The organism is Streptomyces specialis, assembly GCF_001493375.1.
GTDB lineage: Bacteria > Actinomycetota > Actinomycetes > Streptomycetales > Streptomycetaceae > Streptomyces > Streptomyces specialis.
Genome location: NZ_LN929897.1, coordinates 1 through 20,310, shown reverse-complemented (window position 1 = coordinate 20,310; position 20,310 = coordinate 1). Strand labels below are relative to the sequence as shown.

Annotated in this window: 19 protein-coding genes; 6 read left to right on the top strand and 13 right to left on the bottom strand. The window is 72.9% G+C overall.

All coding sequences use genetic code 11. The features are described 5' to 3' along the window. The 3 genes from mqnC to BN2279_RS22625 all read right to left on the bottom strand — a co-directional run bounded on the left by mqnC (nucleotide 1) and on the right by BN2279_RS22625 (nucleotide 3,687). Nucleotides 1-1,197 (bottom strand): cyclic dehypoxanthinyl futalosine synthase, encoded by a 1,197-nt coding sequence (mqnC, locus tag BN2279_RS22635; RefSeq protein WP_059012729.1) that lies wholly within the window; start codon nucleotides 1,195-1,197, stop codon nucleotides 1-3. Nucleotides 1,198-1,276: 79 nt separating this feature from the next. Then, nucleotides 1,277-2,830 carry a serine/threonine-protein kinase gene (locus BN2279_RS22630; RefSeq protein WP_059012727.1) on the bottom strand — a complete coding sequence of 518 codons (1,554 nt, stop codon included), beginning with the start codon at nucleotides 2,828-2,830 and terminating at the stop codon, nucleotides 1,277-1,279. 2 nt (nucleotides 2,831-2,832) lie between these two features. Further along, the gene (locus BN2279_RS22625; RefSeq protein ID WP_234348059.1) at nucleotides 2,833-3,687 is read right to left on the bottom strand and encodes a menaquinone biosynthetic enzyme MqnA/MqnD family protein; all 855 of its coding nucleotides are present in this window, start codon (nucleotides 3,685-3,687) and stop codon (nucleotides 2,833-2,835) included. A gap of 238 nt (nucleotides 3,688-3,925) precedes the next feature. Here BN2279_RS22625 and BN2279_RS22620 point away from each other — a divergent pair, with 238 nt between their 5' ends. Continuing rightward, nucleotides 3,926-4,129: a cold-shock protein gene (locus BN2279_RS22620; RefSeq protein ID WP_059013601.1), complete on the top strand. Its 204-nt coding sequence runs from the start codon at nucleotides 3,926-3,928 to the stop codon at nucleotides 4,127-4,129. Nucleotides 4,130-4,222: 93 nt separating this feature from the next. Here BN2279_RS22620 and BN2279_RS22615 read toward each other — a convergent pair whose 3' ends face one another. Then, entirely contained in the window at nucleotides 4,223-6,247 is a 2,025-nt protein-coding gene (locus BN2279_RS22615; protein WP_059012725.1) for an AMP-dependent synthetase/ligase, read from the bottom strand. Between the two features lie 227 nt (nucleotides 6,248-6,474). Here BN2279_RS22615 and dacB point away from each other — a divergent pair, with 227 nt between their 5' ends. Beyond that, the gene (gene dacB, locus BN2279_RS22610) at nucleotides 6,475-8,097 is read left to right on the top strand and encodes a D-alanyl-D-alanine carboxypeptidase/D-alanyl-D-alanine endopeptidase (RefSeq protein WP_059012723.1); all 1,623 of its coding nucleotides are present in this window, start codon (nucleotides 6,475-6,477) and stop codon (nucleotides 8,095-8,097) included. 26 nt (nucleotides 8,098-8,123) lie between these two features. Here the strand turns inward: dacB and BN2279_RS22605 are convergent, their stop codons facing one another. From BN2279_RS22605 to BN2279_RS22585, 5 genes are all read right to left on the bottom strand, one after another. Further along, entirely contained in the window at nucleotides 8,124-9,425 is a 1,302-nt protein-coding gene (locus BN2279_RS22605) for a dicarboxylate/amino acid:cation symporter (RefSeq protein ID WP_059012721.1), read from the bottom strand. 635 nt (nucleotides 9,426-10,060) lie between these two features. Beyond that, complete coding sequence (locus BN2279_RS22600) at nucleotides 10,061-10,357, bottom strand: DUF4229 domain-containing protein (protein WP_059012719.1); 297 nt, start codon at nucleotides 10,355-10,357, stop codon at nucleotides 10,061-10,063. A gap of 67 nt (nucleotides 10,358-10,424) precedes the next feature. After that, the gene (mqnE, locus tag BN2279_RS22595; protein WP_059012717.1) at nucleotides 10,425-11,591 is read right to left on the bottom strand and encodes an aminofutalosine synthase MqnE; all 1,167 of its coding nucleotides are present in this window, start codon (nucleotides 11,589-11,591) and stop codon (nucleotides 10,425-10,427) included. 63 nt (nucleotides 11,592-11,654) lie between these two features. Further along, nucleotides 11,655-12,116 carry an Lrp/AsnC family transcriptional regulator gene (locus tag BN2279_RS22590; protein ID WP_059012715.1) on the bottom strand — a complete coding sequence of 154 codons (462 nt, stop codon included), beginning with the start codon at nucleotides 12,114-12,116 and terminating at the stop codon, nucleotides 11,655-11,657. A 78-nt stretch (nucleotides 12,117-12,194) separates the two neighbouring features. Continuing rightward, nucleotides 12,195-12,887 carry a UbiX family flavin prenyltransferase gene (locus BN2279_RS22585; protein WP_059012714.1) on the bottom strand — a complete coding sequence of 231 codons (693 nt, stop codon included), beginning with the start codon at nucleotides 12,885-12,887 and terminating at the stop codon, nucleotides 12,195-12,197. Between the two features lie 198 nt (nucleotides 12,888-13,085). Here BN2279_RS22585 and BN2279_RS22580 point away from each other — a divergent pair, with 198 nt between their 5' ends. The 3 genes from BN2279_RS22580 to BN2279_RS22570 are packed head-to-tail and all read left to right on the top strand — an operon-like array spanning nucleotide 13,086 to nucleotide 15,812. After that, nucleotides 13,086-14,246, top strand: a complete 1,161-nt coding sequence (locus tag BN2279_RS22580) for a hypothetical protein (RefSeq protein ID WP_059012712.1) — start codon at nucleotides 13,086-13,088, stop codon at nucleotides 14,244-14,246. Nucleotides 14,247-14,282: 36 nt separating this feature from the next. Then, nucleotides 14,283-14,930 carry an O-methyltransferase gene (locus tag BN2279_RS22575; RefSeq protein WP_059012710.1) on the top strand — a complete coding sequence of 216 codons (648 nt, stop codon included), beginning with the start codon at nucleotides 14,283-14,285 and terminating at the stop codon, nucleotides 14,928-14,930. 21 nt (nucleotides 14,931-14,951) lie between these two features. Then, the gene (locus tag BN2279_RS22570) at nucleotides 14,952-15,812 is read left to right on the top strand and encodes an Fpg/Nei family DNA glycosylase (RefSeq protein WP_059012708.1); all 861 of its coding nucleotides are present in this window, start codon (nucleotides 14,952-14,954) and stop codon (nucleotides 15,810-15,812) included. A gap of 37 nt (nucleotides 15,813-15,849) precedes the next feature. Here BN2279_RS22570 and BN2279_RS22565 read toward each other — a convergent pair whose 3' ends face one another. Beyond that, a complete protein-coding gene (locus BN2279_RS22565) occupies nucleotides 15,850-17,376 on the bottom strand; it encodes a protein kinase domain-containing protein (RefSeq protein WP_059012706.1) in 1,527 nt (508 codons plus the stop codon). A gap of 244 nt (nucleotides 17,377-17,620) precedes the next feature. Here BN2279_RS22565 and BN2279_RS22560 point away from each other — a divergent pair, with 244 nt between their 5' ends. Further along, entirely contained in the window at nucleotides 17,621-18,643 is a 1,023-nt protein-coding gene (locus BN2279_RS22560) for a sigma-70 family RNA polymerase sigma factor (RefSeq protein WP_059012704.1), read from the top strand. Here BN2279_RS22560 and BN2279_RS29590 read toward each other — a convergent pair. The 3 genes from BN2279_RS29590 to BN2279_RS22550 all read right to left on the bottom strand — a co-directional run bounded on the left by BN2279_RS29590 (nucleotide 18,530) and on the right by BN2279_RS22550 (nucleotide 19,912). Beyond that, a complete protein-coding gene (locus BN2279_RS29590) occupies nucleotides 18,530-18,970 on the bottom strand; it encodes a hypothetical protein (protein ID WP_159037315.1) in 441 nt (146 codons plus the stop codon). The genes BN2279_RS22560 and BN2279_RS29590 overlap by 114 nt on opposite strands. Next, nucleotides 18,967-19,392 carry a GNAT family N-acetyltransferase gene (locus BN2279_RS22555; RefSeq protein WP_059012702.1) on the bottom strand — a complete coding sequence of 142 codons (426 nt, stop codon included), beginning with the start codon at nucleotides 19,390-19,392 and terminating at the stop codon, nucleotides 18,967-18,969. Before BN2279_RS22555 ends, BN2279_RS29590 begins: the two co-directional genes overlap by 4 nt. Nucleotides 19,393-19,462: 70 nt before the next feature. Next, complete coding sequence (locus tag BN2279_RS22550; protein WP_059012700.1) at nucleotides 19,463-19,912, bottom strand: ATP-binding protein; 450 nt, start codon at nucleotides 19,910-19,912, stop codon at nucleotides 19,463-19,465. Nucleotides 19,913-20,310: the final 398 nt, after the last annotated feature.

The following is a 20,310-nucleotide window of genomic DNA, read 5'->3' as shown; positions in this document are numbered from 1 at the left end:
TCAGCTCGCGCCGACGACCTTCAGCTCCGGGTGGGCCGTGCCGCCCTCGATCGCGGTCGAGGACAGGTGCGACACCACCCGGTCGTCCACCGGGTCGTTCGCCGGGTCGTCGTGGACCACCAGGTGCTCGTACGTGGTGGCGCGCTGCGCCGGGACCCGGCCGGCCGCCCGGATCAGGTGCAGCAGCTCCATCCGGTTCGACCGGTGCCTGGCGCCCGCCGAGGAGACCACGTTCTCCTCCAGCATCACCGAGCCCAGGTCGTCGGCGCCGTAGTGCAGCGAGAGCTGGCCGACCTCCTTGCCCGTGGTCAGCCAGGAGCCCTGGATGTGGGCGACGTTGTCGAGGAAGAGGCGGGCGATCGCGATCATCCGCAGATACTCGAAGAGCGTCGCCTGCGTCCGGCCCTTCAGGTGGTTGTTGTGCGGCTGGTAGGTGTAGGGGATGAACGCCCGGAAGCCGCCGGTGCGGTCCTGCGTGTCGCGGATCATCCGCAGGTGCTCGATCCGCTCCGCGTTGGTCTCGCCGGTGCCCATCAGCATCGTGGAGGTGGACTCCACGCCCAGCCGGTGCGCGGTCTCCATGATCTCCAGCCAGCGCTCGCCGGACTCCTTCAGCGGCGCGATGGCCCGCCGCGGCCGGGCGGGCAGCAGCTCGGCGCCGGCCCCGGCGAACGAGTCCAGCCCGGCGGCGTGGATGCGGCGGATCGCCTCCTCGGCGGAGACGCCGGAGATGCGGGCCATGTGCTCGACCTCGGACGCGCCGAGCGAGTGGATCACCAGCTCGGGGAACCGCTCCTTGATCGCGGCGAAGTGCCGCTCGTAGTACTCCACGCCGAAGTCCGGGTGGTGGCCGCCCTGGAACATGATCTGGGTGCCGCCCAGCGCCACGGTCTCCTCGCAGCGCCGCAGGATGTCGTCCAGGTCCCGCGTCCACACCTGCTCGCTCTTGGGCGCGGCGTAGAAGGCGCAGAACTTGCAGGCCGTCACGCAGGCGTTGGTGTAGTTGATGTTGCGCTCGATGATGTAGGTCGCGATGTGCTCGGTCCCCGCGTACCGGCGGCGGCGCACGGTGTCCGCGGCCTGCCCCAGCGCGTGCAGCGGCGCGGACCGGTACAGCGCGAGCGCCTCCTCGGGGCTGATCCGGCCGCCCCCGGCGGCACGGTCGAGCACGGTCCGCAGGTCAGCGCTCTCGCCCATCGGGCATCCCTTCGACGCGAATCGCAACGACCGTCCCAGCGTACGCCAGCGCCCCAGCGGCCCTCGGGCCGGTGGGGGGTCAGCGGCGGGACAGCTCGCCCTCCAGATTGCCGCCGGGCTGGACGCTCAGGTAGTGCATCGTGCCGGAGTCGTCCAGGCTCAGGGTGACCTGGAAGTCGCCCGCGACGCAGAAGTTGGCCGCCGAGGACGCCGCCTGGTCGACGCGGGCGTCGAAGGTGATCTCCTCCTCGCCGACCTCGGCGAGCGTCAGCCGGTCCACGCAGGTGGACAGGCCGAGCGCGTCGGAGGAGGTCACGGTGCCGATCCGGTCGCCGACCCGGCCGTTCTCCAGGACCAGGCTCAGCGGGCCGCCGGGCAGGCCGAGCACCGTCAGCTCGCCCTCCCACTCCCCCGCGTACGCGGACGGCAGCGCGTCGCCCGCGTCGTCGGCGGGCCGCGCGCCGCCGTCCGGGTCCCCGATGCCCCCCGCGTCCCCGGTGCCGCCGGAGTCCCCGGAGCCGTCCGAACCGTCGAGCAGGCCGGGCCCGAGCGTCCCGGCGAGCAGCAGCACGGCCCCGACCGCGACGGCCGCCACCACCATCCAGGTGCGCCGCCGGGGCGGGGGCACGTCGGCGGTGGTCAGGGGCCGGACGGCGGAGGCGGTGGGCACGGCCGGGTTCACCGTCGGCGGCCCGAACACCCCGGACGGCGCCGGGACGGCGGGCCAGGCGGGGGCCTCGTCCAGGTTCAGCAGCTCGACCGCGCGGCGGCTGACGTCCTCGACCACCGGCTGCGGCAGCCAGCCGGGCCCGACCAGTCCGGCCGCCCCGCCCTCGCCCGACCATGAGCGCAGCACGTCCCCGGGCGCGGGCCGGGCGGCCGGGTCCTTGGCCAGGCAGGCGGCGATCATGGCGCGCAGTTCCCCGGGCACCGCGCCGAGATCGGGCTCCTCGTGCACGACCTGGTACAGCAGGTGCGCCGCGCTCTCCCCGCCGAACGGCGCCCGGCCGCCCGCCGCGAACGCCAGCACCGCGCCGAGCGAGAACACGTCCGCCGCCGGGCCGATCGGGCGGCCCATGACCTGCTCGGGCGCCATGTAGCCGGGCGAGCCGACCGTCGCGCCGGTCGCCGTGAGCTGGGCGGTGGCGTCGGTGGCGCGGGCGATGCCGAAGTCGATCAGCCGGGGACCGTCCACGGCGAGGAGCACGTTGGAGGGCTTGACGTCCCGGTGCACCAGGCCGCGCTCGTGAACGGCGGCCAGCGCCTCGGTCAGGCCGGCGGCGAGCGCCAGGACCGTGCGCGGCGGCAGGGGGCCATGGGTGTCCACGGCCCGGTGCAGGTCCGGGCCGGCGACGTAGCCGGTGGCGACCCAGGGGATCTCGGCGGCCGGGTCGGCGTCGAGGACGGGCGCGGTCCAGGCGCCGCCGACGAGCCGGGCGGCGGCGACCTCCCGGGCGAAGCGGGCGCGGAACCGCTCATCGGTCGCGAAGTGCGGATGCACGGCCTTCACCGCGACGGTCCGGCCACCGGCGCTGCGGCCCAGGTAGACCCGGCCCATGCCGCCCTGGCCGAGCCGGCCCAGAATCCGGTAGGCGCCGATGGCGCGCGGATCGCCGGGCTGGAGCGGCTCCATCGTCACGCCTCCCGGGGGTCGAGCAGCTCCACCCGGGCGGAGCCCGTCTCCGGCAGGCCCGTGCGGCGGGCGAACTCGGTGATGCCGTCGAGCTGGCGGGGGCCGAGGCTGAAGTCGAGGGTGGTGAAGTACCGCTCCAGCACCTCGGCGTCGAACACCTCCCAGCGGGCGGCCTGTTCGGCGACCTTGTGCACCTCGGCCAGCGACAGGTCCCGGGAGGCGAGGAACGCGCGGTGCACCTCGCGCACCATCGCGGGCTCGCGGCGCAGGTAGTCGCGGCGGACGGCCCAGACCGCGAAGACGAACGGCAGCCCCGTCCACTCGTGCCACATCTGTCCCAGGTCGTGGACGTGCAGGCCCAGGCGCGGGGCGTCGTGCAGGGAGGCGCGCAGCGCGGCGTCACCGATCAGGACGGCCGCCTCCGCCTCGTGCATCATCAGGCCGAGGTCGGGCGGACAGGTGAAGTACGAGGGCCGGACGCCGTACCGCTCGTCCAGCAGCAGGCGGGCCAGCCGCACGGAGGTGCGGGAGGTGGACCCGAGCGCGACGCGCGCGCCGTCCAGGCGCTCCAGCGGCGTCTGCGACACGATCACGCACGACATGACGGGGCCGTCGCAGCCGACCGCGATGTCGGGGAGGGCGACGAGGTCATCGGTATGACGGAGGAATTCCACCAGGGGCACCGGACCCAAATCGAGCCCGCCGTTCACCAGGAGTTCGCCCAGCTTTTCCGGGCTGTCCTTGGTCAGCTCAAGATCCAGCAGGCTGCCCGTCCTGGCGAGGCCCCAGTAGAGCGGGAGGCAGTTGAGAAACTGGATGTGGCCGACACGGGGACGGATCCGGTGGTGTGTAGTCACCCTTGGGAGGGTACGCCTGTGGTCGTGCGCGCCAACGGTCAGGGACGGAACCATCCTCTGGATGATCTCTGCTCTTCCGGCCGGTGCGCGTCGCATGCTAGGCTCGAGGAGAGTTGCAGTTTGGTTTCCCTTGCAGTACGAGCCTGCGGAGCATGTAACCGCGGGCTTTCGTCATTTTCAGGCTTCAATGAAGGTTCTGGAGCAGGGCGACCCTTTTAGGCCCAGGGAGGGCTTATACATGGCTACCGGAACCGTCAAGTGGTTCAACGCCGAGAAGGGCTTTGGCTTCATCGCCCAGGATGGCGGCGGCCCTGACGTCTTCGTCCACTATTCCGCGATCAATGCCAACGGTTTCCGCTCTCTTGAGGAGAGCCAGACCGTGACGTTCGACGTCACCCAGGGCCCGAAGGGCCCGCAGGCCGAGAACGTCACCGTCGTCTGAGGCCAGGCCTTCGGGCCGCCGGTCTCGGCGTTGTACCACTGAGGAGCCCCCGCCCCGGCGGGGGCTCCTGCCTTTCTGTGCTTTTTCGCCGTCTCAGCGCTCCACGATGGCCTTGCGGTAGAGCTGGTTGACCTCGGTCGCGTAGTCCCGCAGCACGGCGGCCCGGCGCAGCTTCATCGACGGGGTGAGGTGGCCGGAGTCCATGGTGAAGTCCCGGGGCAGCACCTTGAAGCGGCGGATCGACTCGGGCGTGGAGACGAAGCTGTTGGCGTCGTCTATGGCCCGCTGGAGGTGCCGCAGCAGCTCGGGGTCGGTGATGAGCTTGCTCATCGGGACCCGCTTGCGGCCGGTGATCTGCTGCCAGTGGGCGAGCCCGTCGGGGTCCAGCGTGATCAGGGCGGTCAGGTAGGGGCGGTCGTCGCCGACCACCATGCACTGGCTGACCAGCGGGTGGGCGCGCAGGGCGTCCTCCAGCGGCGCGGGCGCGACGTTCTTGCCGTTGGAGGTGACGATCAGGTCCTTCTTGCGGCCGGTGATCGTCAGGTAGCCGTCCTGGTCCATGGAGCCGATGTCACCGGTGGCGAGCCAGCCGTCGGCGTCGGTGGCGGGCACCACCTCACGGCGCTGGGCGTCCCAGTACCCGCTGAAGACCTGCGGACCGCGCACCATCACCTCGCCGTCGGCGGCGATCCGCACGTCCGTGCCGGGCATGGGCCAGCCGACGGTGCCGATGCGGGGGGCGTGCGGCGGGGTGACGGGGCCCGCCGCGGAGGTCTCGGTCAGGCCGTAGCCCTCGTAGACGTGGACGCCGGCGCCCTCGAAGAACGTGCCGAGCTGCCGGCCCAGCGGCGAGCCGCCGCAGACGACGTGCCGGAGCTTGCCGCCGAGCGCGGCCCTGATCCGGCGGTAGACCAGGACGTCGTACAGGGCGCGGGCCAGGCGCAGGCCGATGCCGGGGCCCTTGACGGCGCTGAGCGGGGTCTCGGCGGTCATCCCGTTGCGGCGGGCCAGGCGCATGGCCATCGGGCTGAGGGCGGGCCCGTTGACGGTGCTGTGCTGGGCGGCCTCGGCGGCGACGCCGAAGCGGCGGGCGACGCGCGCGGCGCGGTCGAACGAGGCGGCCCGGCCCATGCTCTCGGCGGTGGCCCGGCCGGTGTTGTACACCTTCTCCAGCAGGTAGGGGATGGCGAAGAGGAACGTCGGCTGGAAGCCGGCGAAGTCGGCCAGGAGCTCGTCGGTCTGCACGCTGGGGGCGTGGCCGAGGCGGACCCTGGCCCGGATACAGCCGATGGCGAGGGTGCGGCCGAGCACGTGGGCCAGGGGCAGGAACAGCAAGGTGGACGCGGGCTCGTCCACGGCGAACTCGTACATCGGGTAGAGCAGCTCGATGCCGTTGTCCACCTCGGCGAACATGTTGCCGTGGGTGATCACGCAGCCCTTGGGCACGCCGGTGGTGCCCGAGGTGTAGATGATGGTGGCGGCCAGCCAGGGTGCGAGCAGGGCGCGGCGCTCCTCGACGGCGGAGTCCGGTATGTCGTGGCCCACGGCGGATATCTGGCCGATCGCGCTGGTCTCCGTGCCGGAGATGGCGGTGATCTGCCACAGGTGCTCCAGGTCGGGCAGCTCGGAGCGGAGCGCGGTGAGCATCCGCGCCTCCTCGACGCCCTCGACCGCGCAGGCCCGCACGCCCGCGTCCCGCAGGATGTAGCTCACCTGGTGGGGCGAGGAGGTCGGGTATATCGGCACCGAGATCAGGCCGGCGGCCCAGGCGGCGAAGTCCAGGAGGGTCCACTCGTACCGGGTGCGGGACATGATGGCGATCCGGTCGCCGGGGCGCAGCCCGTGGGCGATGAGGCCCTTGGCGACGTCCATCACCTCCGCCGCGAACTCGGCGCAGGTCACGTCGCGCCAGGTGCCGTCGCGGTACTTGCGGCTGAGCGCGACGTCGTGGGGCGCCTCCTGCGCGTTGACGAACGGGATGTCGGCGAGGCTGCCCTCCTCGACCGTGGGAGCGAGCGGGGGCATGGAGGCCCCGGTGACGACTCCCCTCTCGACGCGCAGGTCCGGATAGAGAAGGGAGGGAGTGCTCGGCGGACTCTTGACGTGCGTAGTGGACATGTAAACCGTCCTCCCCGGTGCGACCCTGGACTGGGTGGATCCCATGATTCTGCCCAGTTCAGAGCGGATTGACCGGTCCTTTCACCGGAACTACCACTCACGATCTTGTATCAAGCGCACGACGTCCCGAAAAGCACACGGACAACAACGGACTTATCACTTTCTGACACACCCCCGCCGGACAGTCGTCACCGCTGGGCGCCGGGCGTCCGCCATGCTCTCGTGCCATGACACGTCCCTCCCTCCGCGGCGCCGGCGCCCTCGCCGGCACGCTCTGCCTCGCCCTCACCCTCGGCTGGAGTCCCCCGGCCGGAGCCGACGAGACGGGCGCGGCGGCCGGGTTCGCCGCCGAACTCGACCGGCTGCTCGCCGACCCGCGCCTCGACGGCGGCCGGGCGAGCGTCGTCGTCCGTGACGCGGACAGCGGCGAGACCCTGTACGAGCACGGCGCGGACGACCGGCTGATGCCCGCCTCCACCACCAAACTGCTCACCTCGGCCGCCGCCATGGCCACACTCGGACCCGACTACCGCTTCCGCACCGAGCTGTTGTCGGACGGCCCGGTCACCGGCGGCACCCTCGACGGCGATCTGTACCTGCGCGGCTCGGGCGACCCCACCACGCTCGCCGCCGACTACGACGCCCTGGCCGCGGACCTGGCCGCGCTGGGCGTGGACACCGTCACCGGTGACCTGATCGCCGACGACACCCGCTTCGACGACGTACGCCTGGGCCGTTCCTGGTCCTGGGACTCGGAGTCGGACTACTACGCGGCACAGACCTCGGCCCTGACCCTCGCGCCCGACACGGACTACGACGCCGGCAGCGTCCGCGTCGCGGTCGCGCCCGGCGCGGCCGAGGGCGACCCGGCGGCGGTGACGCTCACCCCGGCCACCGACTACATGACCGTGGAGAACCGCGCCACCACCGTCGCCGAGGGCGAGCCCGCCACGGCGGCCGTCACCCGCGAGCACGGCACCAACACCCTTGTGATCACCGGCGCGATCCCGCGCGGCGGCGCCCCCGTCACCTCGTGGACGGCCGTGTGGGAGCCGACCGGCTACGCCACCGCCGTCTTCGCCGACGCCCTCGCCGCCCACGGCGTGCGGGTCGGCGGCGACACGGTCCTGGGCCGGGCCACCCCGGGCGGCGCCGACGTCCTGGCCGCGCACGAGTCGATGCCGCTGTCGGAGCTGCTGACGCCGTTCATGAAGCTGTCGAACAACACGCACGCCGAGGCCCTGGTCAAGGCGATGGGCCGGGAGACCCGCGGCGAGGGCACGTGGGAGGCCGGCCTCGCCGCCGTCATGTCCTACGCGGAGAGCGCGGGCGTGGACACCGGCACGTACCGGCAGGTGGACGGCTCGGGGCTGTCGCGGCTGAACTCCGTGCCGGCCGCCGAGATCACCGCGCTGCTCGTCGCCGTCCGCGCCGAGCCGTGGTTCGCGACCTGGTACGAGGCGCTGCCGGTCGCCTGCGGCCCCGACCGGGTCACCGGCGGCACGCTGCGCTCCCGGATGTGCGGCACCCCGGCGGCGGGCAACGTCCGCGCCAAGACGGGCTCGCTGACCGGCGCCACCGCCCTGTCCGGCTACGTCACCACCGCCGACGGCCACGAGCTGGCCTTCGGCGTGCTGCTGAACGACTTCCTCGGCGCGGCCCCCAAGGACCTGGAGGACGCGGTCGCCACGACGCTGGCCTCGTCCGGGACCCAGGAGGACGCCGGGGCCGGAGCGGCGGACGCGCCCGACGCCGCGGCCCCGGCGAGGGAACCGGACCCGGGACCGGGCCTGGAGCTGAGCCTGGAGCTGGGGCTGGAGTGCTCCTGGCTCAAACCCGCCGCCTGCTGACGGCCGTTTCCGGCCCGGTGGGCGCGTCAGGCGGCGGCCGTCACCCCGGCCGGCCGGGCCGGGGCGGCGTCGCCCTCCTCGGAGTCGTCGGCGTCGTGGATCTCGAAGCTCGTCGCGCGGTCGTACGCCTCCCGGTCGAGGATCTTCTCCCGGGCGGCGACGATCACCGGCACGACCGCCTGGCCGGCGACGTTGGTGGCCGTCCTGACCATGTCCAGGATCGGGTCGATCGCGAGCAGCAGGCCGACGCCCTCCAGGGGCAGCCCCAGCGTGGAGAGGGTCAGGGTCGTCATCACCGTGGCGCCGGTCAGGCCGGCGGTGGCGGCCGAGCCGATCACCGAGACGAACGCGATCAGCAGGTAGTCGCGGGGGCCCAGGCCGACGCCGAAGATCTCCGCGACGAAGATCGCGGCGAGCGCCGGGTAGATCGCCGCGCAGCCGTCCATCTTGGTCGTCGCGCCGAACGGCACCGCGAACGAGCCGTACTCCCGGGGCACGCCGAGCCGCTCGGTGACCTTCTGCGTCACCGGCAGGGTGCCCACGGAGGAGCGGGAGACGAACGCGAGCTGGAGCGCGGGCCAGGCGGCGCGGAAGAAACGCAGCGGGTCCACCCCGGCGGCGAAGCGCAGCAGCAGCGGGTAGACGCCGAAGAGGACCAGCGCGCAACCGATGTAGACGTCGGCGGTGAAGGTGGCGTAGTCGCCGAGCAGGTCCCAGCCGTACTCGTCGACCGAGTGGCCGATCAGGCCCAGGGTGCCCAGCGGCGCGAGCCGGATGACCCACCACAGGGCCTTCTGGAGCAGCGCGAGCGCGGTCCCGCCGAAGGTGATCAGCGGCGTGGCGCGGTCGCCGAGCCGCAGCGCGGCGACGCCGGTGACGGCGGCGAGGAACACGATCTGCAACACGTTGAGCTGGGTGAACGGCGTGACGACGTCGGTGGGGACGATCCCGGTGAGGAAGTCCAGCCAAGAGCCCTTGCCCTCGGGCGGCGCACCGTCGGCCGGGGTGAGGCCCGTGCCGGAGCCCGGGTCGGTGAGCAGCCCGATGGCCAGGCCGATGGCGACCGCGATCAGCGAGGTGGCCAGGAACCACAGCAGGGTGCGGCCGGCGAGCCGGGCGGCGTTGGAGACGTCGCGCAGATTGGTGATCGAGACGGCGATGGCGAAGAAGACGAGGGGGCCGACGGCGAGCTTGAGGAGCTGGACGAAGGTCTCGCCGATCTCCTGGAGCGTCCGGCCGAGCCAGTCGACGTTCCACTCGCGGGCTATCCAGCCGGACAGCGCGCCCAGCGCGAGGCCGAGCAGGATCTGGGCCCAGAACGGCGGCAGGGCGACGCGCCGCCGGGACGGCGGGGCGGGGGCGGGGGGGGCCGCCGTCTCTTATAAACATCTCCGGGCCCACGAGACAGGCAGAAAATTCGTATGCCGGCTTTTGTTTGACAGGGAGAAAAAAAAAAGAAAGAAGGAACAAGAGATGAGCAGAGGACAACAAGTGGTGAGTGTAAAAAACTAAGAGTGGAAATGCATATAGTAGCAACAGTGAGCTGCGTAATGACCGAGCTCTACACTATCCTCTTCGTCGGCAGCGCCAGAGGGGTATAAGAGACAGGGCACACTCCGGTCGGAAGTGAGGACAGCGCGAAAGGGGTGAAAGAAGCGCGAGGGGATCAAAAGGCGCGCACGCGGGCGCGCGGAAGGTCGCGGAACTCCGGGGGTGGTGGAGGTCAGCGACAGGCCGCGGTCAGGCAGCGGCAGAGATCGATGTGCAGGCGCGCCACGAGCAGGACGCTCGGGTCGGCGACGGGCGCGGCTGCGGTGTTCACGTCAGCACGGTAACACCGCGGCCGGGGTCGGCCACAGGACCGGGATCAGGCCCGTGGCGGCGCAACGGGCGCCGCCGGAGCGGGACTTCGGGACGGAACGGTCACCGGCCGGTGACGGACGTCACGCGCGGGCCGGACGGGTCACTCGGTGACCTCGTCCTCCATGCCGCGGTTCGCGTTGAGCCGCTGCCGGGCGCGGGCGATCTCCGGGGCGATCTCGCGCGACATCGCGTCGCGCCGGCCGCGCAGCGCGACCAGGCTGATCGGCGCGGAGACGACGATGGCGAGCAGCATCAGCCACAGCGGGTTGGCCGCGCCGATGGACTCGGGGATGACGCCGGCGTAGGCCAGCGCGGCGAGGACGACGAAGCAGCCGGCGAAGATGGCCAGCCGCAGGCCGGTGTACTGGAGCGTCGCGCGCTTGATGCCGTTGCTCACGGTGGGGTCCCTCCCTTTCGAGCCACTCCAGTGAAACACAGGGCCCGGGAAGCCCCGGGCCCCGCCCTCACACCCGCATGGGCTGCGGTGCCTCGCGCCGGTCCGGGTCGGGGCCGTCGTACTCGCGGACCACCTCGTAGCGGGTGTTCCGCTCGACCGGGCGGAACCCGGCGTCGCGGATCAGCTCCAGCAGGTCGTCGCGGGTGAGCTTGTCGGGGGTGCCGAAGTTGTCCGCGTCGTGGGTGATCTTGTACTCCACGACCGAGCCGTCCATGTCGTCCGCGCCGTGCTGGAGGGCGAGCTGCGCGGTCTGGACGCCGTGCATCACCCAGAAGACCTTGACGTGCGGCACGTTGTCGAAGAGGAGACGGGAGACGGCGAACGTCTTCAGCGCCTCGGCGCCCGTCGCCATCGTGGTCCGCTCCTGGAGACGGTTGCGGATCTTGCCGTCCTTCAGGTCCACGAAGTCGTGCTGGTAGCGCAGCGGGATGAAGACCTGGAAGCCGCCGGTCTCGTCCTGGAGCTCCCGCAGCCGCAGCACGTGGTCCACGCGGTGCCGCGGCTCCTCGATGTGCCCGTACAGCATGGTGGAGGGCGTCTTGAGGCCCTTGGAGTGCGCGAGCCGGTGGATGCGCGACCAGTCCTCCCAGTGGGTCCTGTGGTCGACGATGTGCTGCCTGACCTCCCAGTCGAAGATCTCGGCGCCACCGCCCGTCAGCGACTCCAGCCCGGCGTCGATCAGCTCGTCGAGGATCTCGGACGCGGGCAGGCCGGAGATGCTCTCGAAGTGGTGGATCTCGGTCGCGGTGAACGCCTTCAGCGACACCGACTCCGGCAGCGCCTCCTTCAGCGCCCGCAGCGACCGCGGGTAGTACCGCCAGGGAAGCGTGGGGTGCAGGCCGTTGACGATGTGCAGCTCGGTGAGCTGGTCGCCCTCCATGGCCCTCGCCAGCCGCACCGCCTCCTCGATGCGCATGGTGTACGCGTCCTTCTCGCCCGGCTTCCGCTGGAACGAGCAGTAGGCGCACGAGGCGGTGCACACGTTCGTCATGTTGAGGTGGCGGTTGACGTTGAAGTAGACGACGTCGCCGTTCTTGCGGGTGCGCACCTCGTGGGCGAGGGCGCCGAGCCAGGCCAGATCGTCCGACGCGTACAGGGCGATCCCGTCCTCGCGGGTCAGGCGCTCCCCGGCGCGGACCTTCTCCTCCAGCTCCCGCTTGAGCCCAGCGTCCATGCCGCCTCCTCGTGCTCGTCGCGGACCGTGGCCCACGGCCCGCCGTCTACCGCCCCACCGAGCCTACGCCCGCTCCCGGTCGGGCAGGTCCCCGACCCTGTTCTCCCACTTGGTCGACAGCACGATGGTGGTCCTGGTGCGCGAGACGCCCCTGGTGCCCGACAGGCGGCGGATCGTGCGCTCCAGACCGTCCACATCGCTCGCCCTGACCTTCAGCATGTACGAGTCGTCCCCGGCGATGAACCAGCAGTCCTCGATCTCCGGCAGGTCGCGCAGCCGCCCGGCGACCTCCTCGTGGTCCACGGCGTCGGAGAGCTGGATGCCGATCAGCGCGGTCACCCCGAGCCCGAGGGAACGGGAGTCCACCGTCGCCCGGTACCCCGTGATCACCCCGGCCGCCTCCAGCCGGTTGATGCGGTCGGTGACGCTGGGCCCCGACAGACCGACGAGGCGGCCCAACTCGGCGTACGAAGCCCGGCCGTTCTCGCGCAGCGCCTGGATGAGCTGCCTGTCCACCGCGTCCATCGTCGCAGCGCCTTCCCGGTACTCGTGCCCTGGTCGATCGATTGCACAGATGAATCTAAGGCATTCGACCCCGGCGGCCTACGAGAGCCCGGGCGAACGGCCGGTGACGCCCAGTTCCCCCCGCCAGCGGCGGTAGAGCGTGTGCGGCACGCCGACCGCGTCCAGGGCGCGGCCGGCCACGAAGTCGACCAGATCCTGGATGTGCGTCGCCCCGGCGTAGAACGCGGGCGACGCGGGCAGCGCGACCGCGCCCGCGTCGTCGAGGGTGACCAGATGCCGCAGCGTCTGCCCGTTCAGCGGCGTCTCCCGGACGGCGACGACCAGCGGCCTGCGCTCCTTGAGCGTCACGCTCGCCGCCCGCTGGAGCAGGTCCTTCGACAGGCCGAGCGCGACCCCGGCGACGGCCGCCGTGGAGGCGGGCACGATGAGCATGCCCCGGGCGGGATACGAGCCGGACGACGGGCCGGCCGCCAGATCGCCCGCCGCCCAGTACCGCACGGCGCCCGCGATCCGCTCCGGATCGACGGAGAACGTGTCCGGCTTGCCGTCGGCGCCGCCCGCCAGCCACCGCCCCAGATCCTCGGCCCAGTGCGCGTCGCGGAACGAGATCCCCGTCTCGTCCAGCAGCGTCAGCCGCGCGGCGCGGCTGACGATCAGGTCCACCGCCTCACCGGCCGCGAGCAGCGCCCGGAGCACGGCCGCCGCGTACGGCGTGCCCGACGCCCCCGACACCCCGACGATCCACGGCCGGCGCCCCTGTCTGACGTACATACCGGTCAGGCTAACGGGCCACCCGTTGCTAACGGACCGCTTACCGGACGGTGACGCATCGGCCACATCGGACGCCCCCGGGCGAGTGCCGGGAACGCGCCCGTGGACACTTGACCTTGAGGCACCCCGTGCCCCGCCACCGTCCACGGACAGGAGAACGACATCGGTACCCGCCCGACGCGCCGCCCCGCCGGCCGCGTGTTCCTGACCCGGCTCGCCGCACTCGGCGGCGCCGCGCTCCTCGTCGCCGCGACGGGAGCCTGCCAGGTGGTGCAGAACGCGCGGACCGGGCTCCAGGTCTCGGACGCGGTCGACGAGCTGCTGTCGTGGGAGGCGCTGACGACCGTCGCGACGCTGGACGCCACCCCGGGCGAGGTGTACGACTACCTCCAGCGGGCGGGCGCCGCGAGCGGGCGGGAGCCGTCGACGGACGCGGCACGGCTGCTGGCCGACCTGGAGCTGACCGTCTCGGTGGGCGACCCCGAGGGCGAGACCCGGATGAAGGACCTGGAGCCCGACGACCCGCTGAACGCCGCGATGACCGTCAACTTCGGAGGCCGTGACGTCGCCGGCGTGAAGCTGCTCGACGGCCGCTCCTACGCCCGGGTCGGCGGCCGGGCCATCGTGGAGGACGTGTACGGCGGTGACGAGGCGGCCGTCGCCCGCGCCGAGCGCCCCCAGCAGGACGCCGCCGCGCTCCCGCCGTCCCTGGACACCGCCGCCCTGGCGCTGGGCGGCGAGTGGGTCGAGGTCGAGCCGTTCGCGTACGACGCGTACGCCGGGGCGCTCGTCGAGCACGGCGGTGTGGACCCGGAGGTCGCCGAGGCGCTGGCCGGGGTCCTGACCGACGGCGGCGCGATGCTGGACCCGGCGGCGCAGCGGGACTTCGCGGGCGGCCTGGAGAGCACGCTGCGGTCCGGCGGCTCACTGCGCGGCACCGGCGAGGGGCGCGGCGCGGACACGGTCGAGATCCGCCTCCCGGCCGGTGACGCGTACCGGGCGCTGGGGCCGGTGCTGACGCTGCTGACGGAGCAGTGCGAGCGGTTCGGTGTGGCGCCGCTGGTCTCCGAGCCGGCCGACCCGTCGGCGGAGGTGACGGCCGAGCTGGCGATCCGCAACGGCGTGCTGACCAACGCCACGTTCGACCTCGGCCAGTTCGGGCCGGAGGGCGCCGGCCCGCTGCCGCTGAACCTGTTCCTGGCGGGCGGCGCCGCGCTCAACCTCGACCCGCCGACGACCCCGGCGGCCCCGCTGACGCCGGAGGACCTGACGGTCGCCCTGCTGTACCTGGCGGAGCGGAACGAGGACCGCGCGGCGGACGAGTCGCGCGCCGACGTCCCCGGCCCGATCCAGCCCTGACCCCCGGCCCCCGCCGGCCGGACCTACGCTCGTCCCATGGACATCGTCAATCCGGCTCTGAACGACTACCTGCTGGCCCACTGCACCCCCGCCGACGACGTGCTGCGCGACCTCGCGGCCGAGACGCGGGGGGCGCTGCCCGGGCAGGCCGGCATGCAGATCACCCAGGACGAGGGCATGTTCCTCACCCTCCTGGTCCGCCTGACCGGCGCCCGCCTGGCCGTCGAGGTCGGCACGTTCACCGGCTACTCATCGATCTGTATCGCGCGCGGCCTGTCGGCCGGCGGGCGGCTGCTGGCCTGCGACGTCAGCGACGAGTGGACGTCCGTCGCCCGCCGCCACTGGGAGCGCGCCGGGGTCGCCGACCGCATCGACCTGCGGATCGCGCCCGCCGCCGAGACCCTGCGGGGGCTGCCGCGCGAGGAGACGATCGACTTCGCGTTCATCGACGCGGACAAGACCGGCTACCCCGTCTACTACGAGGAGCTGGTCACCCGTCTGCGCCCCGGCGGGGTGATCGTGCTGGACAACACGCTGCGCTCCGGCCGCGTCGTGGACCCGGCCGCGCAGGACCCGGCGGACGTCGCGATCCGCGCGATCAACGACACCGTCGCCGCCGACGAGCGCGTGGAATCCGTGCTGCTGCCGCTGCGCGACGGCGTCACGGTCGTCCGGAAACGCTGAGCCGGGCCTACGCTGGACCGTATGCCCGAACTGCCCGAGGTCGAGGCATTGCGCGAGTTCCTCACCGGCCACCTCGTCGGCCGGGAGGTGGCCCGCGCGCTGCCGGTCGCGTTCCACGTCATGAAGACCTACGACCCGCCGCTGACCGCCCTGGAGGGCAGGACGGTCACGGCGGTGGACCGGCACGGCAAGTTCCTCGACATCGGTCTCGGGGAGCTGCGTCTGGTCGTCCACCTCGCCCGGGCCGGGTGGCTGCGGTGGCAGGACAGCCTGCCCGCCGCTCCCCCGCGCCCCGGCAAGGGTCCGCTCGCGCTGCGCGTCGCCCTCACCGACGGGGCGGGCTTCGACCTCACCGAGGCCGGGACGCAGAAGGGGCTGGCCGTCTACTGCGTGCGCGACCCCGCCGAGGTGCCGGGCGTCGCCCGGCTCGGCCCCGACCCGCTCGGGCCCGGCTGCACGGCGGACGCGTTCACCGCCCTGCTGCGCGGCGAGAACCGGCAGCTCAAGGGCGTGCTGCGGGACCAGACCCTGCTGGCCGGCATCGGCAACGCCTACTCGGACGAGATCCTGCACGCCGCCCGCATGTCGCCGTACCGGATCGCGGCCCGGCTGACGGACGAGGAGGCCGCCGCCCTGTACACGGCGATGACACGGACGCTGCGCGAGGCCGTGGAGCGGTCGCGCGGCATCGCCGCCGGGCGGCTGAAGGCGGAGAAGAAGAGCGGACTGCGCGTGCACGGCCGGGCGGGCGAGCCGTGCCCGGTCTGCGGGGACACGATCCGCGAGGTGTCGTTCCGCGACTCGGCGCTCCAGTACTGCCCGACGTGCCAGACCGGCGGCAAGCCGCTGGCCGACCGCCGCCTGTCGCGCCTGCTGAAGTGACGGGCCGGGGGCCGGTCCGCGCCCTCGGTCCGTGCCCTCAGTCCGCGTCGGACTCCACGGTGACGCCGTGCGCCCGCACGATCTCCGCGAGCCCGCCCGGGTACGGGCGGCTGACCGCCGAGAACCACCAGCCGTCGTCCTCCCGCGCCAGCTCCCCGATGGTCAGCCCGGTCGCCCGCGCCGGGCCGCTGGGGAAGCCGTAGCAGAGCAGCTCCATGTCGTTGCCCGGGTCGATCAGCCGCGCGTGCAGCAGGCTCAGGCCGGACAGGTTCTGCCCGCGCGCCTCGGCGTCGTGGATGGACAGCGCGAAGACGACCCGCTCGGCGCGCGGCCCGAGCCGGGGCAGCTCCACGCGGAACAGCGCCTCCGGGTCGTCGCCCCCCAGCCGCACGCCGATGCCGCGCGGCGCGGGGTTGTTGTAGAAGACGAAGTGGTCGTCGGAGAGCACCTGGCCGGCGCGGTCGACGATCAGGGCGCTGGCGTCGGCGTCCATGCCGTCCGGCGCCCGCCAGTCCAGGCCGATGGTGAACGACGCCGCGCCCGGCAGCACGTCCGCCAGCCGCATCCGCTGCCCGGTGGCCAGCGGCAGCCGTCCGCCGCCCGGCCGAGGGCAGCTCGCCAGCAGCACGGCGCGCGGGTCGCGCCGGGAGTCCACACGGGTCGGCTGGTACGACGACGTCACCGCCGCGACGACCGGCGCCGGCGGGGCGTGCGCGGCGAGCACCGACAGATCGCGCAACCGCTCGGCGACCTCGGCGGCGCTGCCGGGCCGGTCCTCCGGCCGCTTGGACAGCATCGACATGATCAGCTCGTCCCAGCCCGGCGGCAGCCCCGGGCGCAGCGCGCCGGGCGCGGGCGGCGCGCTCTCCATCTGCTGCCGCAGAAGCTGGTACAGGGAGGTGCCGTGGAACGGCGGCCGGCCCGCGACCAGCGTGTACAGGACGCAGCCGGTGGAGTACAGGTCGCTGCGGGGGCCGACCGGACGGCCCTCGATCTGCTCCGGCGACATGTACGCCGGGGTCCCGACGACGACGCCGGTCGAGGTGAGCCGGGCGTGGTCGCTGGACTCGGCGAGGACGGCGGCGATGCCGAAGTCCAGCACACGGGCCAGCCCGTCCGGGCCGACCATCACATTGGCCGGTTTGAGGTCGCGGTGGACGACCCCGGAGTCGTGCGCCACGGCCAGCGCGCGGCACATGTGCTCCCCCCACCGCGCGACCTCGCCGAGCGCGGGCAGCTCCTCGGTGAGGAGCTGGTCGAGGGAGCGCCCGCGCAGCCGTTCCATCACCAGATACAGAACGGAGTGCGCGTCGCCTTCGAACCGGGCCTCGCCGACATCGTGCACGGTCACGATGAACGGGCTGGAGAGCCCGGCCAGCAGCTTCGCCTCGCGCTCGAACCGCTCCCTGGCCCGGGGGTCGCGGCCCACCGTGACGGTGTTGACGATCTTGACCGCGACCTGTCGTTCGAGCCGCGTGTCCAGCGCCTCCCAGACGGTGCCGCTGCCACCGGCGCCCAACTGCCGGCCGAGCCGGTACCGGCCGTCGAGAATCCGGTCCTGCATTCCCACGCACCCCCCTGACGTCACCGCGGTACCGATACTTTAAGCGGCCCGGATGTCCCCCGGAGGGGGTGCGCCGGGGTCCGCCGGCCGGCCGCGCCGACACGGCCCCGGGCCGGGTCGCGCCGGACGCCGCTCGATTGTCAGTGCCCCTGGCTACGCTGAGCCCCACTTGGACCAGACCCACGCACCACCGCCCGCAGAAGCCGCCAGAGCCTTCGGCCAGGACCAGCCCAGGAGCCCCGCGATGAGCACCTCCGCCTCCACCACCAGCGCCTCACCCGCCACCGCACCGCCCGTCACGGAGCTCCAGCTCGAACAGCACCGCAAGGAGCTCACGGGCTACTGCTACCGGATGCTCGGCTCCGCGTTCGAGGCGGAGGACGCCGTCCAGGAGACGATGGTCCGCGCCTGGCGCGGCATCGACCGTTTCGAGGGCCGCTCCTCGCTGCGCTCCTGGCTGTACCGGATCGCGACGAACGTCTGTCTGACCATGCTCAGCGGCAGCAGCCGCCGCGCCCGCCCGATGGACCTCTCCTCGCCCACCCCGACCGCGTCGGCCGTGCTCGGCCCGCCCCTGCCGGGGACGGCGTGGAGCGAGCCGATGCCCGACAGCCGTACCCTGCCGGACCCGGCGGACACCGCGGAGCAGCGCGACTCGGTCCGCCTGGCGCTGGTCGCCGCCCTCCAGCACCTGGCGCCCCGGCAGCGGGCCGTGCTGATCCTGCGCGAGGTCCTGAGCTGGAAGGCGAGCGAGGTCGCCGAGCTGCTGGACACGACCGTCGCCTCGGTGAACAGCGCGTTGCAGCGCGCCCGCGCCACCCTCGCCGCCACCGGCCTCACCGAGGCCGACCCGGCCGAGCCGCTGTCCGACGAGCACAAGGCGCTCCTCAGCCGCTATCTCGACGCCTTCGAGCGGTATGACATGGACGCCCTCACCGCCCTGCTGGCCGAGGACGCCACGCTGTCGATGCCGCCCTACGACCTGTGGATGCGCGGCCCCTCCGACATCCGGGCCTGGATGCTGGGTCAGGGCATAGGGTGCGCCGGTTCCCGCCTGATCCCGACCTGGGCGAACGGCATGCCCGCCTTCGGCCAGTACCGGGCGGACCCCGACGGCGGTCACACCCCGTGGGCCCTCCAGGTGATAGAGGTCTCAGACGGCCGCGTCCCCGGGATCAACGCGTTCCTGGACACGGCCCGCCTGTTCCCGCTCTTCGGGCTGCCCACCCATCTCCCCCAGTCCCAGCCAGCCGAGGAGACCCTGTAACCCGCTGCCCACATTGAGGAACCGGACAGGACGGCCGAGCCGCTTGGCGGTCAGCTTCATCCGGGCCAGGGCCTCGACCACGACCGCGTTGGACGCCGCCCCGCCCGGGGGCGCCACCAGCGCCGCCACGTCCACGGTCAGCACCGCCGCGCCGCCGCGCCGGGCGTGCGCGGTCAGCCGCTCGCACAGACCCGGCACGTCCTCGCGGGTCACGGGTCCGCGCACCACGAACACCTCGCCATCGGTCACCACCGACTCCTTCCCCTCGGCCCCCTGGGCCTTCTCGTCCCGCTGTGGAAGGAGACCGCCGCGCGGGGAGGAACTCATCGGGCCAGCGGCTTGACCCAGCGCGCCCACTCCGCCTGCCGTACGTAGCCGGCCGCCGCCCAGGTCCGGTGCGCCCGCTCGTTGTGCTCCAGCACCATGGCGTCCGCGCGCCGCCCGCCCAGCCCGGCGAACCGCCGCTCGGCCGCCCCGACCAGCGCGGTCGCCACACCCCGGCGCCGCCACGCGGGCGCGACCGCCAGCCGGTAGAGGTGACAGCGCCACCCGTCGAACCCGGCGATCACCGTCCCGGCGAGTTCCCCCCGCCGCTCGGCCAGCAGCAGCGCCCCGGGGTCCCGTTCGATCAGGCGGGTCACGCCGTCGGGGTCGTCGCTGACGCTGGTCCCCTCGGCGGCCTCCTGCCAGAAGGCGAGCACCCGTTCCACGTCGGCGGCCGTCGCGGGCCGCACCCGTATCTCTCCCATGCGCCCACCCCACCACGGCCGCGCCGGGCGCCACCAGGCACTTTCCCCGTTCGCGGCTCCGGTGCCGGCGTCAGTCCCAGCCGTCCAGCGTGAACCAGACGATCTTGCCCCCGCGGGGGACATGACGGCAGACCCCCCAGTCGGTGGCGTAGAGCGACAGCAGCAACAGCCCCCGCCCGTGCTCCGCTTCCACGTCCGGCACCCCGCGCGGCGGTCTCGGCTCGCCGGGGGCGTCGTCGTGCACCAGCACCCGGATAGCGCCGTTCGACGTCCACTCCGCGTGCAGCTCCACGGGCGACACGGACACACAGGCCAGCGCCGCCGACACCGCGTTGGTCACCAGCTCCGACGTCAGCAGCGCCGCGGTCTCCAGGACCCCGGACCCGGCCGGGACCAGCGGCGCCAGCGCCGTGCGCACCGCGTCCCGCGCGCCGCGCACCCACCGCGGCTCGGGCGGGAAGGTCAGCGTGAAGTCGGTGACGGGCTTACCGGGCGATACGGCGGCGGGCAGCGTACACATGCGGACCTTCCTCCAACGACCGGAACAGCCCCCCGAAGGTAGAGCGCGCGGTCACACCGGTACAACCCTCCGCGATCCATCCGTTTCCTTGCGTGACAAACCCCCATACCCTCTGCCCGTACCGTCGAGTATGTGAAGGAATCCGACGTGTGGGACGGCGAAGGCGCGGCGACGTCCCGGCCCCGGCAGGCCGGCCGCGCGCATCCGGGTTTCCGAGGGACGTGGCACGGCTCGCGTGACCCGGCGTCAGCGTCTGTCTCTTCTCCACATCTGCCGCTGCCGCCGCCGCGGCTAGGGGTGATTTTGCGGGGTGACGTTTAACACACACAAAACACGCGTGTCCTACTCCGGTGGATGTAGACACTACCGTCCACAGACAAACCAACAGATCATTACCA

Excerpts from the sequence above, each read along its gene's own strand:
- mqnC (WP_059012729.1), bottom strand. The coding sequence starts at position 1,197 with ATGGGCGAGAGCGCTGACCTGCGGACCGTGCTCGACCGTGCCGCCGGG.
- BN2279_RS22630 (WP_059012727.1), bottom strand. The coding sequence starts at position 2,830 with ATGGAGCCGCTCCAGCCCGGCGATCCGCGCGCCATCGGCGCCTACCGG.
- BN2279_RS22620 (WP_059013601.1), top strand. The coding sequence starts at position 3,926 with ATGGCTACCGGAACCGTCAAGTGGTTCAACGCCGAGAAGGGCTTTGGC.
- BN2279_RS22615 (WP_059012725.1), bottom strand. The coding sequence starts at position 6,247 with ATGTCCACTACGCACGTCAAGAGTCCGCCGAGCACTCCCTCCCTTCTC.
- dacB (WP_059012723.1), top strand. The coding sequence starts at position 6,475 with ATGACACGTCCCTCCCTCCGCGGCGCCGGCGCCCTCGCCGGCACGCTC.
- mqnE (WP_059012717.1), bottom strand. The coding sequence starts at position 11,591 with ATGGACGCTGGGCTCAAGCGGGAGCTGGAGGAGAAGGTCCGCGCCGGG.
- BN2279_RS22590 (WP_059012715.1), bottom strand. The coding sequence starts at position 12,116 with ATGGACGCGGTGGACAGGCAGCTCATCCAGGCGCTGCGCGAGAACGGC.
- BN2279_RS22585 (WP_059012714.1), bottom strand. The coding sequence starts at position 12,887 with ATGTACGTCAGACAGGGGCGCCGGCCGTGGATCGTCGGGGTGTCGGGG.
- BN2279_RS22575 (WP_059012710.1), top strand. The coding sequence starts at position 14,283 with ATGGACATCGTCAATCCGGCTCTGAACGACTACCTGCTGGCCCACTGC.
- BN2279_RS22570 (WP_059012708.1), top strand. The coding sequence starts at position 14,952 with ATGCCCGAACTGCCCGAGGTCGAGGCATTGCGCGAGTTCCTCACCGGC.
- BN2279_RS22565 (WP_059012706.1), bottom strand. The coding sequence starts at position 17,376 with ATGCAGGACCGGATTCTCGACGGCCGGTACCGGCTCGGCCGGCAGTTG.
- BN2279_RS22560 (WP_059012704.1), top strand. The coding sequence starts at position 17,621 with ATGAGCACCTCCGCCTCCACCACCAGCGCCTCACCCGCCACCGCACCG.
- BN2279_RS29590 (WP_159037315.1), bottom strand. The coding sequence starts at position 18,970 with ATGAGTTCCTCCCCGCGCGGCGGTCTCCTTCCACAGCGGGACGAGAAG.
- BN2279_RS22555 (WP_059012702.1), bottom strand. The coding sequence starts at position 19,392 with ATGGGAGAGATACGGGTGCGGCCCGCGACGGCCGCCGACGTGGAACGG.
- BN2279_RS22550 (WP_059012700.1), bottom strand. The coding sequence starts at position 19,912 with ATGTGTACGCTGCCCGCCGCCGTATCGCCCGGTAAGCCCGTCACCGAC.